Raw genomic sequence first — 13,874 nt, forward strand, 5'->3', positions numbered from 1 at the left:
GTGCAGTTTGCAGCGTATCTCTCCTGTCTTGTTCGGCTTCCGCGTGTGTCCGGTTTGGCTTCGGCGCATCGAATGGGATAGAAGGGTGATGATGAAGATTCTGACGGCAGAAGAGATGGGAGCGGCCGACCGCCGCACCGCTGAGCAGGCAGGCATTCCAATGGCGCAGCTGATGGATGCTGCAGGCACTGCGGTCGCCGCCTTTTGCCTGCGCCGTTTCCCGGATGTCAGGAGCATCGTCGCTCTCTGCGGGAAGGGCAATAACGGCGGTGATGGTGTGGTCGCGGCGCGTGTGCTGGCTGCAAGAGGAATCACTGCGCGCGTCGTCCTGCTGGGCAGCTCCGCTGATGTGAAAGGCGATGCCGCAGGTGCGCTCGATCAACTCCGCCGTGAGACGCCGCAGGTTGCGATTACGGAGGTCTTCACGGAAGAGGAGCTTGCTGCGGCGATTCATGCGCAGCCTGCGGATCTCCTGCTCGACGCCGTGGTGGGAACCGGCTTCAAGCCGCCGCTGCGTGGACTGGCCGAGGCTGCCCGCAAGCTGATTGCGGAGATGGCTACACCGGTCGTCTCGGTCGATCTTCCCAGCGGCTGGAACGCGGACTCTCTGGAGCAGACAGGCGATGGAGCCTATCGCTCCAACGCTGTCGTCACCTTTACCGCTCCCAAGCGAGCCCATATCTTCGGCTATCTCACGCCTGGTCCCGTCGTCGTTGCGCCTATCGGTTCGCCGGATTCGGTTGTGCTCTCGGGCGCGAATCTTTACTGGACCGGATCGTCCAAGACAATCGCTGAGAAGCCGCGCGATGCCAACTCGAACAAAGGTAAATACGGACACGTTCTGCTGATCGGCGGAAGCTATGGAACGGCGGGCGCACCATCGATGTCGTCGCTAGCGGCCATGCGTACAGGCGCTGGACTGGTCACGGCGGCGGTGCCGAAGTCGGTGGTCGATCTGGTGGCAGGCATCGCGCCGGAGCTGATGGTCAAGCCGCTCGAGGAAGGTCCGGAAGGTGCCATTGCACTCTCGAATGTTCAGGGTGCCCAGCTGGAGAAGCTGATCGAACGAATGTCGGTGCTGGCCATCGGCCCGGGCCTCTCGCAGAGAGGCGAGGCCTCTGCTGCCGTGCGTGAATTGATTGCCAGGACGAAGCTGCCTGCTGTCATCGATGCTGACGGCCTCAATGCATTTGCAGGCGCGACCGATCTGCTCGACGGCAGCGGCCGCACGCTCGTGCTGACGCCGCATCCCGGCGAGATGGCTCGTCTGGCTGGAATGACAGTGAAGGAAGTTGAGGCCGATCGCATTGGTTTGGCGAGGAGCTTTGCGACCAAGCACAAACTGACGCTGGTGCTCAAAGGCTGGCGAACGCTGGTGGCTCATCCTGACGGCAGCATCGGCGTCAACACGACCGGCAACCCCGCGATGTCGAAGGGCGGCAGCGGCGATATTCTGACAGGCATCGTTGCGGCGATGCTGGCACAGTTTCCCGACGATGTTGCCAGGGCGGTGGAGACCGCGGTTTATCTGCATGGCCTGGCGGCGGACTTTGCCGCCCGCGAGATGGACGAGCACACGGTGCTGGCGACCGATACGGTGGCACATCTGTCGAACGGGTTTCGCTACCGTGTCCGCGATGAAGATAACCTCACATGGCTGTGTGGCCTTCGCTAGAGAAAGAGGAGAGCAGTTGACGACGTATAACCGAGAGAAGCGATTCAAGACGCGCAGCGTGGCCGGAACCCTGGCACTGGGCGAAAAGATCTCTGAGATCCTGTCCCCCACGCCGAAGCTGGTGGTGTTGCGCGGCGAGGTGGGCGCTGGCAAGACGACCCTGGTGAAGGGTATTGCCGAGGCGCTGGGAGCCGCGACCGAAGAAGACGTTACCAGCCCGACCTTTACGCTGGTGCATGAGTACCAGGGGCGTAAGGTGAAGCTCTACCATCTTGATCTTTACCGGCTGGAGACGGAGCGCGAGATCGAGGCGCTGGGCATCGATGAGATGGCCGCCGATCCCAATGCGCTAGTCCTCGTTGAGTGGGGCGAGCGCTTCGAGAGCATCGCCTCGCGTGCGGATGCTGAGATCGCCATGGAGCACGGCGAGGACAATGAGCGTTCGATGATGGTGCGCTGGCGCTAGGCTCTCAGGCGAGCTTTCCGCGGCCGGTATAGCGATAGAGGGCGCATAGCTCGTCGCCTGTGGAGCCGTATTCGGCCTGTTGGGCGATGGCTTCGAGATCGGCTGCGTGATCTTCTGGCGTCATGGGCACGGAGCCCTGCCAGAGCAGGTGGAAGGCAGGATGCTTCTCCAGCATGGAGCCGTGTTCGGCGTTGACGTAGAGCAGATCGACTGTGCCGGGATGCGCGGCGAAGGCCGCCTCGATGCGACGGAGAAAGAGCTTCATCACCGGCGCCTCGAAGGGATGAAAAAGAAAGACCACCGTCGGCGTCGTGGGCAGCTCGAAGCTGAGTGCATCTTCCAGAACGATGCGAGTCGGAGCGATGGTTCCGGCGGTCGGGTCAGCCTTGTGCGTTCGTTTCCAGAGGGCAACATTGGCTTCGGCTATCTTCGCCATCGCCGGGTTGAGCTCAACGCCGATAACCTGGCGGAAGGGAAGCTCGCTGGCCAGCATCACGGCGCGTCCCTTGCCTGCTCCGACGTCGAGGAAGGTGTAGTCGGTGATGTGAGCCGGTGGGTCGGTTCGACGCCAGTGATCGACGAGTGTGCGCAGGATGGAGGGCGCGACGCCGTAGTAGGCGGTGACGTGCTCGTCGTTCTCATGGCCGGTGACGAGATCGCTGGCCGGAACCAGACCGCTGGTATCGGTGCCATGCATCTGGTCGAAGGGGTGAATCGGTGTTGCCGTTGCTATGAGCAGATCGCGGGGGCGAATCGGCTGCACCTTGGCGGTCGTCTTTGTGGCGGTCTTCGCCTTGGGTGCCTTGGCCATGATTTAGCGAATCTGCACGAGGCCGGGATTGCCGTCGAGGCCAAGCGTGCGTCGGCCTGCGGGGGTGATGTCGCGTGGGGTCCAGGGAGGTTCGGTGACGATGCGGACGGTTGTCTCACCTGCCTCTTCGAGTCCGGCGAGACGGTTGGCGATCTGGGCCTGGAGCTGAGCCTGCGCGTCGTCCGTCGGGCTGGTCGCGGTGAGGGCGATGGCGATGCGATGCTTCTGCGGGACGCCGCGAATGCCTGCGCCGGGCGCGTCAGGATCGGGCGCGACGGCGATGGAGCGAATGAGGCCGAGGTCGACGACGTTGCAGGGAAGCGCGGGATCGTAGCAGTCGCGCAGGGCAGTAAGGATGTCGTCTTCCGTGAGCATTCCAGATCTGATGATAGCTGCTAGAGTGGCGGAATGAAGATTCTGAAGAACAGTGAACGTGCCACAGGCAAGGGACCAGCGGACTGGTTTACCGGCGGGGTCTGGATTGAACCGGTGGTAAGCCCGGAGGCTCCGTCGCGCCTTCAGGCGGCTTATGTGACGTTTACGCCGGGGGCGCGGACGAACTGGCATACGCATCCGGTCAGCCAGATCCTCAATGTTGTCTCCGGCTTTGGGTGGGTGCAGCTGGAGGGGGAGCCTGCAAAGCGGATCGCTCCGGGCGACGTCGTGGTAATCGGGCCGGGGGAGAATCACTGGCACGGCGCCGATGCCGGCCGGGCGCTGGTTCACCTGGCGATGCAGGAGCAGGATGAAGCCGGCAGTGTGGTGAGCTGGGGACGTCCGGTCAGCGATGAGGAGTATGCCGCGGTGAGGTAGTCCTCCCGTGGTTTTTGTCAAAGTCTTCTATCCAAAAGGGATATTCAGGCGGTTACCTTGACGGAGGTAGTTCGTTCTTCCTGCAGGCGGAGCCTTTTGCTGCCCTGATTTGTCAAGTGCGGCCGCCTGGTTAGAACGCCTGTTTGCAGTTGGCCTGTGAGCGGCCTGGAGCATTGGGGAGCGCATCGAGTTAAAGTGAAATCGCTGGAGACAGGGTCTCCAGCGACGGGGATGCAGCCCTGCTTAGTGCTTGCGCTCTACGAGATAGCTGGCCAGCGCTTTGAGCGGGTCGGCTTTTTCTGCGAAGGGCGAGAGGGCGGCGAAGGCGTCTGCGATCAGCTCTTCTGCGTCCTGAATGGAGCGGTCGATGCCGAAGACGGCTGGCCAGGTGGCCTTGATGCTGGCGGTGTCCTTGCCTGCGGTCTTGCCCAGTTCTTCGGAGCTCTGCGTCATGTCGAGGACGTCATCGACGATCTGAAAGGCGAGACCGGCCTTTTCGCCGAAGGTGCGGAGGCGTCCGATGGCGTCGGCGTGAAAGTCGTGGTCGATCTGCGCGAGGCCGAGAATGCCGCCGGAGACGATGCTGGTGGTGATCAGGGCACCGGTCTTGGCGCGGTGGATGGATTCGACCAGCTCGGCGGTGGGCGGGACGCCTTCGGATTCGATATCAACGACCTGGCCGCCGATCATGCCGGGAGGAAGAGGGCTGTTTGGGCCGACGCCGGTGCCGATGGCCAGCGAGATCTCGCGCAGGATGGAGACCGTAGTCGACGGGGGCGCGGGAAGCTGGGCGAGGGTCTGGAAGGCGAGGGTCTGGAGGGCGTCGCCTGCGAGGATGGCGATGGCCTCGCCGAAGACGACGTGGCAGGTGGGCTTGCCGCGGCGCAGGTCGTCATTATCGAGCGCCGGAAGATCGTCGTGAATGAGCGAGTAGGTGTGGATCATCTCCAGAGCGGAGCCGAGTTCAGCGGCCCCCTGGGGAAGTTCGCCCGTGCCTGCGACCATGCGGGCGGCCTCCATCGCAAGGATGGGGCGAAGGCGCTTGCCACCAGCGAAGGTGGAGTGGCGCATGGCGCGATGGATGGAGTGCGGCAGGGTGTCGGGCGAGGGAAGCAGGCGTTCCAGCGCGGCATCGGTGATCTCGACGCCGGTCTGAAGGATGTTCTGTACGGAGACGTTCATCTGAACTTCGATGATAAATCAGGGCAACGAGCTGAGGATGCGGACCTCGGCCGGCTCTTCGGGAAAAACGATGCCGGAAGCGCGCGCGTTGCGCACGATGATCATCGTGAGGGCGAGCAAACAGAGCGTGCTGAGAAGATAGCCGAGGTTCTGGTCCGGTGGCGTGGTGTAGACGAGCCTGATGTGCGATGGTCCGGCAGGCAGCGGGAGAGCGATGAGTCCGTCGTCACGATGGAGGCGCGTGGTGATGGTCTGCCCGTTGCGCGTGATCGTCCAGGCGGGATAGTCGCGCAGGTTGAGGACGAGGATGGCCGGTGCGGTGGGAGCGAGATCGAGGCGGCTCGGCGCGGGCGATGAGACGGAGCCGGGCGGCGGTGCGCTGCTGGCGGAGGAAGCCAGCCAGTAGGCAGGGTTTGTCTTCGCGAGGACGTCGTTGTCGCCGGTGACGGGGGTGTACTCGTCGGTGGGGTCGGTGCCTGGGTTGGCGGACTGGAAGATGGCGAGGCGCTCGGCCAGGGTGTCTTCCGGGTAGCAGATCTGGTGGAAGGCGGCATATGCCGGAAGTGTGAAGGCGATGGCGGCGAGTGCTGCGAGAGCTCCTGTGCGCTCGCGGAGGTGTGAGGCCGCGAGCGCGACTCCGAAGGCGAAGACGACCGCGACGATGGCGAGCAGACGCCAGGGGAACTGCAGGAAGCGCAGCTGCGGCAGCCCGTTCCAGAGCGGCTCTGAGAGAGGAGTGAGCATGAAGGCGATGAGGAGCGTCAGAGCGAGCAGAAGAGGGAGAAGCTCGGAGGCGTTTATCTGGCGGGAGCGTCTCGATAAGAGCGCTTGAGGATTGCTCTTGTCTTTCCGCAGGTAGAGAGCGAGAAGGATAGTGGTGGTGAGCGCGATCACCACGAGAGCGAGGATTGACGCGGTGCGGAGGACGGTGTCGTGGTCGGGATCGGTGGTGTGGCGGAAGAGAAAGTTGTCGTGTGGGCTAAGGCCGGGAAGGATGGCCATGGAGATCTGCACGAAGTGGCGTTCGTAGACGGCGGGGATGATGTAGAAGGCTGCGAGCCCGAGCCCAAGCAGAACCCCCGCGATGGACCGCAGGATTAAGCCTTGCGGCAAGGGAGTCTTGCGGAGGCGGGCGAAAACGATTCGCAGCAGCATGATCGCTGCAGCGGCATAGCAGCCCATGACCGCGGCGGGCGCGTTGGTCAGCCAGAGCAGAGCGATGGGGACCGCGATGGAGCGGATGCTGGTGCGTTCGCGCAGTACGGCGTGAAGCAGCAGGGGAAGCCACGCGGCGGCCAGTAGTTCGGCGTAGGCGGTGCGCTCGTAGACGGTATAGAGCGTGTAGGGGTTGGTGATGTAGATCGCTGCCGCGAGCAGGGCGGCATTAGCCGTGGCGAAGCCTCGCACAGCATGATGCAGCGCGAAGCCGGCGGCGGTGAGCGCGATCCAGGTGAAGACGATGGGTGTCCAGGGCCAGGGCAGGAGCAGGCCGAGCAGGCCGCCGAGGGTCCATGAGAGCGGAGGGTAGAAGACGAAGCGCGGTTCGCCCGCGTTCCATGCGGGGGTGTACGCCCAGTGCGGATGAAGGGTGCCGTGGGCGAACTGACGCGCGGCCTCGAACCAGCTGATGATGTGGAAGTCGAAGTCGTGCCCGCAGGAGCAGCCGCGAAGCAGCAGCGGCAGGACGGCGAGGAACGCAGCTAGCGGAAGCAGGACGTAGTGTCGTCGATCAGATGGCATGAAGGCTTAAAGAGCAGACAGTACAACAGAAAAATGGAGCAGAACCTTGTTTTTGAGAGTGCCCGAGGTTGTTGCCTGTTGTCCAGTTTGCGTCGGCATCGGCAGGAACCAATAGCAGACGCCACACGCTGGAAGCTTCTGCTATTGGCACGATGAGCGGGGCAGGCTGAGCCTACTGCGGGTTGAGGGTAAGGATGTGGCGTGTGGCGGCGTTGGTGGCTCCGACGCTGAAGGGCATGGGGAAGGTCGCTCCGTGGTACCAGGCAGGCCATTGGTCGAGAAACCAGGGGCTGGAAGGATTGCCGGACTGACCGAGGACGATGTTCAGGGTGGAGTCGTCGAGGCTGGAGAGGTCGGCGGTAAAGCGTTCGGAGGGGCCAAAGGTCCGGCCAACCTGTTTGATGGTGCTGTTATCACCGCTCTGCGGTTGTACGCCGGTGCCGGTTCGCATCCCGATGAGATAGCGCAGGATGCGCGACTGGCTGTAGACGGGGTGCTCGATGTCGACCGGGTGCGCGGGGCCGTACTTCCAGCGGCTGAGGTCGAAGGGAGCCTTCTGATCGCGGAGACCGCGATCGACGACGGAGGTCAGCAGCTCATCCCAGTTGGCGTAGCCACGAGGGAGCCAGCGCGGAGGGGTGTGCATGATGATCTGCTCGGCGGCATAGCTTTTTTCACCCCAGGTGTAGAGGGAGGCCTCGTTCGAGGGATGGGCGGTGTTTTTGGGGATCGAGTCAGAGGCGGAGACGGTGGGACGCAGCAGGGGATCGAGGATCAGCTCCCAGAGCGCGCTGCGTGCGGCGACGACGATGGAGGGCGCTGCGGCATCGGTGTCGACCGAGCCGTTCCACTTGCGCAGGAGGTCGGCGGCCTGGTGCAGGCGGCGATCCTTGGTGGTGGAGTGGTCGATGGCGTAGGCGAGTCGCTGCGCGATGACGTGATCGAGGTCGGAGTAGACGTCGGTCTGCAGCGAGAGCATGTCGGCCTGCGAGAGGTGGCTGCGCGAGGAGAGCACCTTCCAGATGCGTTCGTTGCGATAGGGCGCGGCCCAGTCGAGGGTGAGGGTGTAGGGGTAGTTGTCCGGGGTGACGCGCGCGTTGGCGGTGGCGATGACACCGCCGGAGGGGTCGAAGGACTGCGGCAGGGCGACGAACGGAATGTAGCCGAGCCAGTCGTAGTGGCCGGACACGGCATCGACCGGAACGGGACTGATCGGAGTGGCCGGCGCGGAGGTCGTGGCGAGGGGCACCTGCCTGGTGTCCGTTGCGGGCGTGGCAGGGAGGCCTGCCGGTGCGGGTGCAGGAGCGGCGATGGTGGGAGGGATCTGCGGAACCGCGGGCTTATCGGGATTGCCGCGGATGGGGATGCGCCCGACGGCGTGATAGCCGATGTGGCCCTGATCGTCGGCGTAGACGACGTTCTGCGCGGGACCGCCGAAGTTGGCGAAGGCCTGGAGGAAGGTGGGCCAGTCGGAGGCGGCGTTGATGTCGTACAGCGGTGCGGAGAGAACCTGGGGGTCGTAGATGGTCCAGCGCAGCGCGAGCTGGCGGCGCTCGGAGGGCATCAGCGGGGAGACGATGGGGGTAAGAAGACCGCCGTGCTGCGTTGCAGAGACGTCGAGCACGACGTCGGGTTTGCCGCGTACATGAATCGTCTCGGTCTGATGCAGGACGGGGTGCCAGGAGCCGTCGGCGGACTGGTACTCGGTGGAGCTGCCGCTGCCGCGGAGGTGTTCGATGAAGACATCCTGCACGTCGGCGCCAAGGTTGGTGAAGCCCCAGGCGACGTGAGCGTTGTGTCCGACGATGATGAAAGGGACGCCGGGGAGGGAGACGCCCGCGGCGTGAAAGTCGTCGCCGGGGATCATGGCCTGCAGATCGGCCTCGTACCAGATGCCGGGCAGAGAGTGGCTCAGGTGCATGTCGTTCGACAGCATCGGCTTTCCGGTTGCGGTGCGGGAGCCTGAGACGGTCCAGTTGTTGGAGCCTGCGCGGCAGCCGTCGCAGAGGGGAGCGAGGGCGCGGCTGAGGCTGAGGAGATCAGCAGAAGATGCTGTGCCTGGACGAGGATTGCGGGGGGCTCGCAGCGACGACTGCGACTCGTCGAGAGGGATGTCGGGCAGCTCCTGCGGCGCGGTGAGATCAACTTCGGGCTGGGTCGGAGGATGATCGCGCCAGGAGCCGACGGGATAGAGATCGGCGAGCAGGTCAGGCGTCAGCTGCGCAGCGAGAGACTCGCGATTGAGCTTGGTGGTGAAGTTGTTGGTGAGGTCCTGAAACATGACGAGGCCGACGAGCAGGCTGTCGCGGGCGTTCCAGGGTGCGGGGTCGTAGTGGAGAAGGCGGAATTCGAGGGGGAGATGGCCGTGCTGGACCTGGATGGAGGCGTTGACGCCGCGTGCGTAGACCTCGAGATAGTGGCGCTGGTCGGCGGGAATCTGACTGATGGCACGATCGGCGGTGCCGCGAAGCTGCAGGACGCGTTGGATGCGGTCGTGTTGCAGCATGGAGCTGCCGAGCACCTCGGCAAGATCGCCGGCAGCGTGGCGGCGAAGCAGGTCCATCTGGAAGAGGCGGTCCTGTGCGGTGACGAAGCCCTGAGCGAAGACGAGATCGTCGAGCGACGAGGCGCGGATATGCGGCACGCCGTGAGCGTCGCGCTGCACGGTGACGGGGGAGGAGAGCCCGGAGATGGAGAGCTGCCCGTCGATCTGCGGGAGCGCGATGTTGAGAGCGTGCTGTGCCCAGCGGCGGGCCCCGACGAAGGCGGTCAGCAGCAGGATGATGAGAATCGAGACAGAGATGGTCGCGGTCTTGGCGAAGCTTCCTGAGAGGCGGGAGGCGCGGGGTGTTTCTGTTGCGGGACGGCGGGGCATCAGAGTCGGTTCCGGGGTCTGTTCGGGGAAGGTCATCGCGTACGCAAAGTCTAAATGGTGGAGGGGATGTCGTTGAGCAATTGGCCGAAAGGTAGCGGCCCTCTGTTTATTTTGTTTTACTAAGGCGCAGGGGGGAGGGAACTCGTGGAATCGGTCGCAAGCCTGCATGTTATGGAGAGGGTCGTTCTGCTGTTGCTGGTGCTGGTCGCTTTTTTCGCGGTCATGGCGGCACGGCTGAAGATTCCCTATCCCATCGTTCTGGTTCTTTGCGGGGCTGGGTCTGAGCCTTGTTCCGCACATGCCGCGGATTCCGCTGGACCCGAACCTGGTCTTCATCATCTTTCTTCCCCCGCTGCTCTATTCGGCGGCGTGGACGGTCTCGTGGAGAGACTTTCGCCGGAATCTGCTGATCATCGGTCTGCTCGCCGTAGGGCTGGTGGGATTTACCGTCTGGGGCGTCGCGGAGTTTTCGGATCGCTTTATCTCAGCTCTCGATTGGAAGGCTGGATTTCTGCTGGGCGCGGTGCTGGCGACGACGGACGCGATTGCGGCGACGTCGGTGGCGAAGTCGCTGGGGCTGCCGCGACGGATCGTCGACATCCTGGAGGGCGAGAGCCTGCTGAATGATGCCACGGGTCTGCTGGCGCTGGAGATGGGCATCGGGCTGCTGCAGTCGGGCGATCTGCCCACGGTGCAGGCCGGGCTGGCAAAACTGGTCTACCTGATCGTGGGAGGACTGGGAATCGGCCTGCTGATGGGGCTGCTGGTGGTCTGGTTTGAGCGGTTCGTGGATAACGGACCGATTGAACTGGTGCTGAGCCTGATTATGCCGTATGCAGCCTACCTGGCGGGAGAAGAGGCGAAGGCGTCCGGTGTGCTGGCTGTTGTCGCCTGCGGTTTATACGTCAGCCGGCAGAGTCCGAAGATGTTTTCGCCCAGCGTTCGCATCCAGGTGGTGGGTGCGTGGCAGGCGCTGACGTTTGCGCTGAACGGCATCGTGTTCCTGTTGATCGGTCTACAGATGCCGTATGTGCTGGCGGGGATCAAGGGCGGATATCACATGGTCACGCTGGTGGGATACGGCTTGATCTTCAGTGTGACGCTGATCATTCTGCGCATGGTGTGGATTGCACCGTCGGTGTGGCTGACGAACCTGGTGCACCGCATGAAGGGGCATCCTGACGATATCAATCAACGTGAGACGTTCGTGATTGGATGGACGGGAATGCGTGGCGTTATTGCACTGGCTGCTGCGGTCTCCGTGCCGGAGGTGATTAATGGGCAGGAGTTCGGGGCGCGCAACCTGATTGTCTTCCTGACCTTTTCGGTGATCCTGGTGACGCTGGTGCTGCAGGGGCTTACGTTGCCCTCGTTGATTCGAGCGCTGGGGCTGGCGGGTGAATCCGGGATGGAGCCGGAGGAGCGGGAGGCGCGGCTGATGGCTCTGAAGGAGGCGGTCGGTTATCTGGAAGAGGGTCGGCGCGGCAAGGGAGAGGCCTATTTCCATGCCTACGATGACCTGATCGACCGTTATGAGCATCGGCTGGCCGGGCTGCAGGAAGAGGATTCGGAACAGGGAGCGACGAAGGCCCAGGTCTATCAGGAGCTGGTGCATGCGGCGCGCGGCGCGCTGGAGGCCGAGCGCAGGACGATTATCCGGCTGCGGGACGAGGGTGCCATCTCTGACGATGTGCTGCGCAAGATGGAGCGCATCCTCGACCTGGAAGAAAGCAAATACCAGATCAGCTAGGGAGCTGCCGTGTCCTCGTTCGTGGGCTTTGGCACTGGCATATGTGCGCTGTAACCCTTTTCGCCGGCAGGCTGGGTGAAGTGTACGACGACAGCTAACAGCAGGAGAACAGGAAGGCAGAGGATGCTACCCTCCGGCCCGGTTGCACCTCCGCTGAAGAGTGGCGCGCCGACGGGATGCGTGGCGAGCAGGCGATGGCCGATCATGGTGCCGCTGTCGGCGACGCCGAAGAGGAAGGACTGTCCGTAGTCCCATGCGGCGTGCATGCCGATCGCCCACCAGAGCGAGCCGGTGCGCCACAGGCTGAAGCAGAACAGAAGAGATGCGAATCCGGCGCAGACGAGGCCAAAGGGGCTTTCGCCGGGGTTGGAGCCGTGGACGGCGCCGAAGCCGAAGGAGACGAGGACGGCCGCTGCCCAGAAGCCCACGGCGTTGGCGTTGAGATTGACCGAGAGGCTCCGAGCCAGCGCTGCGACGCTACGAGCGAGGGTGTACTGCAGATAGCCGCGGAAGAGGTACTCCTCGAAGAAGCCGATGGCGAGGAAGCCGGGGATCCAGAGCAGAGCGTACCGGAACGCCGTGGCTCCGGCGAGCAGGTGCTGGTCGATGATGAGAAGGCCGGCCTTCAGCAGGACGAGGACGAGCAGCGTGATGGCGACGAGTCCAGCGACGAGACCGCTGATGAGGTGCTTCAGCTTGTCGCTGCCGCCGAGTCCGAAGAGGCCGATGGAGCGCTTCTCGATGAGGGCCATGATCCAGGTGGTGACAGCGATCGCGAGCAGGCCGACGAGTTCCACGAGTAAGACCTGGTGTGGATCAGGTGCCGTATGCGCAAGATGCGAGCCGATCAGGTGACTGTGATGGAGCAGGGAGCTCAGCGCGGCATAGAGAATGAAGAAAAATACGGCAGCGAGGAGCAGGCCCCAGCCCGCTCGAAGTCCGTAGGGGCCGAAGAGAATCGAGGATGAAGCGGGTGTGGTTGAGTTGTCTCCGCCGGTCGGATCAGTAAACAAGGGCCCTTCCTTTGTCTGCGGCGGAAGCCGTTGCCTTGAGAATAAACGAGCGCGTCGCGGGGCATATTCACGCGAAGGCGTGGGGTATCCTAAATCCTTCAGGGAAGCGAGCGGAGAACCTGTCGCTGCCTGAAGTCAGGAGAGTCACAGGGTTTGGATCTCAAAGTCTTCTATCACGACAAGTGCTTCGATGGAGCCTGCTCGGCTTCGGTGTTTACACGGTTTCATCGCGAGTGCGTGAAGACGGCGTCGAACTTTTCCTACCAGGGGCTGGTGCATCGCGCCGGTGCATTGTTTGAGGAGAGCGACTTCATCGATGGCGAGAATGCGATCGTCGACTTTAAGTACTCGGCTTCGAAGAAGGTGACGTGGTGGTTCGACCATCACCTGAGCGCGTTTATGACGCCGGAGGATCATGCCGACTTTGAGCGTGGGCAGGCGGACGGCTCGGAGTCGATGCGGAAGTTCTACGATCCGAAGTATGTCTCCTGCACGAGCTTTATCGCGCACATCGGCAAGACGAAGTTCGGCTTCGACGTGGAGCCGCTGGCGGAGCTGATTAAGTGGGCCGACATCGTCGACGGTGCGCGGTACGAGAGCGCGAAGGCTGCGGTGGAGATGGAAGCTCCGGCGATGAAGCTGACGGCGGTGATCGAAAGCACGCCGGACGAGACGCTGGGCAAGCGGCTGATTCCGCTGCTGACGGAGATGTCTCTGCAACAGGTGCTCGATCAGCCGTTTGTGCAGGTGCTGCTCGACCCGCTGATGGAACGCCACTGGGCGGGTGTGGAGCTGATCAAGTCTCGCGCCTCGCTGGAGAAGGGCGTGATCACCTTCGACATTACGGATCATCCGACAGAGGGGTACAACAAGTTCATTCCCTACTACCTGTTCCCGGAGGGGACGTACAACGTGGGGCTGAGCAGGTCATCGTTCCGCAATAAGGTATCGGTGGGCACAAACCCGTGGACGAAGCTTCCGGCAGAGAAGCTGGCGAACGTGGCGGAGATCTGCGAGCGCTATGGCGGCGGCGGACATGCCCGCGTGGGCGCGGTGAGCTTCCCGCCGGATCGCGAGGATCAGGCGCGGAAGGCCGCGGCTGAGATTGCGGACGAACTGAGAGCTCGAGAGATCTAGAAAGCCCGTTGCCCGGGCAACGCTGGGATTACAGACGGCCTCTGAAATTATGGAGGGTCGCGATGAATCCTGTGATCTGGGGAATTGGAGTCGTTCTGCTTCTGGGCTTCCTCTTTGCTGTCACTGTGGGCAAGATCAAGTGGCGGCGGTCAGAGCTCGATCCTCAACCAGGCGCCCTGCCGGGCAACAAGGGCCGGGTTAGCGGCGGCGACGACTAAACAACGTTCAGGCATATGCCAAAAGCGGTCAGCCGGGGTGTGTCCCGGCTGGCCACTTTACTTTCGAAACAGCCACAGCAAGGCGATATAGAAGAACACGATGCCACAATAAAGGGTCATCGGGAAGACGACGGCTGCGTGTGGTTTCGTGACCCAGAGACGATGTATTGCGAAGAACGCCCCGGAAGAGATGG

At 63.2% G+C, this 13,874-nt stretch carries 12 protein-coding genes; 6 read left to right on the forward strand and 6 right to left on the reverse strand.

Annotated features, from left to right (window positions below; translation table 11 throughout):
- Positions 1–88 precede the first annotated feature (88 nt).
- Positions 89–1,675: an NAD(P)H-hydrate dehydratase gene (locus PW789_RS06295; protein ID WP_367182485.1), complete on the forward strand. Its 1,587-nt coding sequence runs from the start codon at positions 89–91 to the stop codon at positions 1,673–1,675.
- A 16-nt stretch (positions 1,676–1,691) separates the two neighbouring features.
- A complete protein-coding gene (tsaE, locus tag PW789_RS06300) occupies positions 1,692–2,141 on the forward strand; it encodes a tRNA (adenosine(37)-N6)-threonylcarbamoyltransferase complex ATPase subunit type 1 TsaE (protein WP_299373077.1) in 450 nt (149 codons plus the stop codon).
- A gap of 4 nt (positions 2,142–2,145) precedes the next feature.
- Here tsaE and PW789_RS06305 read toward each other — a convergent pair whose 3' ends face one another.
- On the reverse strand, positions 2,146–2,952 hold the full coding sequence (locus tag PW789_RS06305; RefSeq protein WP_299373078.1) for a class I SAM-dependent methyltransferase: 807 nt from the start codon (positions 2,950–2,952) through the stop codon (positions 2,146–2,148).
- Between the two features lie 3 nt (positions 2,953–2,955).
- On the reverse strand, positions 2,956–3,327 hold the full coding sequence (locus PW789_RS06310; protein WP_299373080.1) for an iron-sulfur cluster assembly protein: 372 nt from the start codon (positions 3,325–3,327) through the stop codon (positions 2,956–2,958).
- A 33-nt stretch (positions 3,328–3,360) separates the two neighbouring features.
- On the opposite strand from PW789_RS06310, the gene PW789_RS06315 reads away from it, so the two are divergent.
- Positions 3,361–3,765, forward strand: coding sequence for a cupin domain-containing protein (locus PW789_RS06315; RefSeq protein WP_299373082.1), 405 nt, complete (start codon positions 3,361–3,363; stop codon positions 3,763–3,765).
- Positions 3,766–4,008: 243 nt separating this feature from the next.
- Here PW789_RS06315 and PW789_RS06320 read toward each other — a convergent pair whose 3' ends face one another.
- From PW789_RS06320 to PW789_RS06330, 3 genes are all read right to left on the reverse strand, one after another.
- On the reverse strand, positions 4,009–4,947 hold the full coding sequence (locus tag PW789_RS06320) for a polyprenyl synthetase family protein (protein WP_299373084.1): 939 nt from the start codon (positions 4,945–4,947) through the stop codon (positions 4,009–4,011).
- Positions 4,948–4,965: 18 nt separating this feature from the next.
- Entirely contained in the window at positions 4,966–6,687 is a 1,722-nt protein-coding gene (locus PW789_RS06325; protein ID WP_299373086.1) for a hypothetical protein, read from the reverse strand.
- A 172-nt stretch (positions 6,688–6,859) separates the two neighbouring features.
- The gene (locus tag PW789_RS06330; RefSeq protein ID WP_299373088.1) at positions 6,860–9,562 is read right to left on the reverse strand and encodes a penicillin acylase family protein; all 2,703 of its coding nucleotides are present in this window, start codon (positions 9,560–9,562) and stop codon (positions 6,860–6,862) included.
- A gap of 298 nt (positions 9,563–9,860) precedes the next feature.
- Here PW789_RS06330 and PW789_RS06335 point away from each other — a divergent pair, with 298 nt between their 5' ends.
- Positions 9,861–11,312: a Na+/H+ antiporter gene (locus tag PW789_RS06335; protein WP_299373091.1), complete on the forward strand. Its 1,452-nt coding sequence runs from the start codon at positions 9,861–9,863 to the stop codon at positions 11,310–11,312.
- Here the strand turns inward: PW789_RS06335 and PW789_RS06340 are convergent.
- Entirely contained in the window at positions 11,309–12,325 is a 1,017-nt protein-coding gene (locus PW789_RS06340; RefSeq protein WP_299373094.1) for a CPBP family intramembrane glutamic endopeptidase, read from the reverse strand. The genes PW789_RS06335 and PW789_RS06340 overlap by 4 nt on opposite strands.
- 153 nt (positions 12,326–12,478) lie before the next feature.
- Here PW789_RS06340 and PW789_RS06345 point away from each other — a divergent pair, with 153 nt between their 5' ends.
- Both PW789_RS06345 and PW789_RS06350 read left to right on the forward strand, forming a co-directional pair.
- Complete coding sequence (locus tag PW789_RS06345; RefSeq protein WP_299373097.1) at positions 12,479–13,462, forward strand: DHH family phosphoesterase; 984 nt, start codon at positions 12,479–12,481, stop codon at positions 13,460–13,462.
- Between the two features lie 62 nt (positions 13,463–13,524).
- Positions 13,525–13,680 carry a hypothetical protein gene (locus PW789_RS06350; protein WP_299373099.1) on the forward strand — a complete coding sequence of 52 codons (156 nt, stop codon included), beginning with the start codon at positions 13,525–13,527 and terminating at the stop codon, positions 13,678–13,680.
- Positions 13,681–13,874: the final 194 nt, after the last annotated feature.

Source organism: Edaphobacter sp. (genome assembly GCF_028283685.1).
Lineage (GTDB): Bacteria > Acidobacteriota > Terriglobia > Terriglobales > Acidobacteriaceae > Edaphobacter.

Bases quoted from the DNA above. Each gene is read 5' to 3' on its own strand.
- PW789_RS06330 (WP_299373088.1), bottom strand. From the start codon at position 9,562: ATGCCCCGCCGTCCCGCAACAGAAACACCCCGCGCCTCCCGCCTCTCA.
- PW789_RS06310 (WP_299373080.1), bottom strand. From the start codon at position 3,327: ATGCTCACGGAAGACGACATCCTTACTGCCCTGCGCGACTGCTACGAT.
- PW789_RS06350 (WP_299373099.1), top strand. From the start codon at position 13,525: ATGAATCCTGTGATCTGGGGAATTGGAGTCGTTCTGCTTCTGGGCTTC.
- PW789_RS06325 (WP_299373086.1), bottom strand. From the start codon at position 6,687: ATGCCATCTGATCGACGACACTACGTCCTGCTTCCGCTAGCTGCGTTC.
- PW789_RS06335 (WP_299373091.1), top strand. From the start codon at position 9,861: ATGCCGCGGATTCCGCTGGACCCGAACCTGGTCTTCATCATCTTTCTT.
- PW789_RS06295 (WP_367182485.1), top strand. From the start codon at position 89: ATGATGAAGATTCTGACGGCAGAAGAGATGGGAGCGGCCGACCGCCGC.
- PW789_RS06315 (WP_299373082.1), top strand. From the start codon at position 3,361: ATGAAGATTCTGAAGAACAGTGAACGTGCCACAGGCAAGGGACCAGCG.
- PW789_RS06305 (WP_299373078.1), bottom strand. From the start codon at position 2,952: ATGGCCAAGGCACCCAAGGCGAAGACCGCCACAAAGACGACCGCCAAG.
- PW789_RS06320 (WP_299373084.1), bottom strand. From the start codon at position 4,947: ATGAACGTCTCCGTACAGAACATCCTTCAGACCGGCGTCGAGATCACC.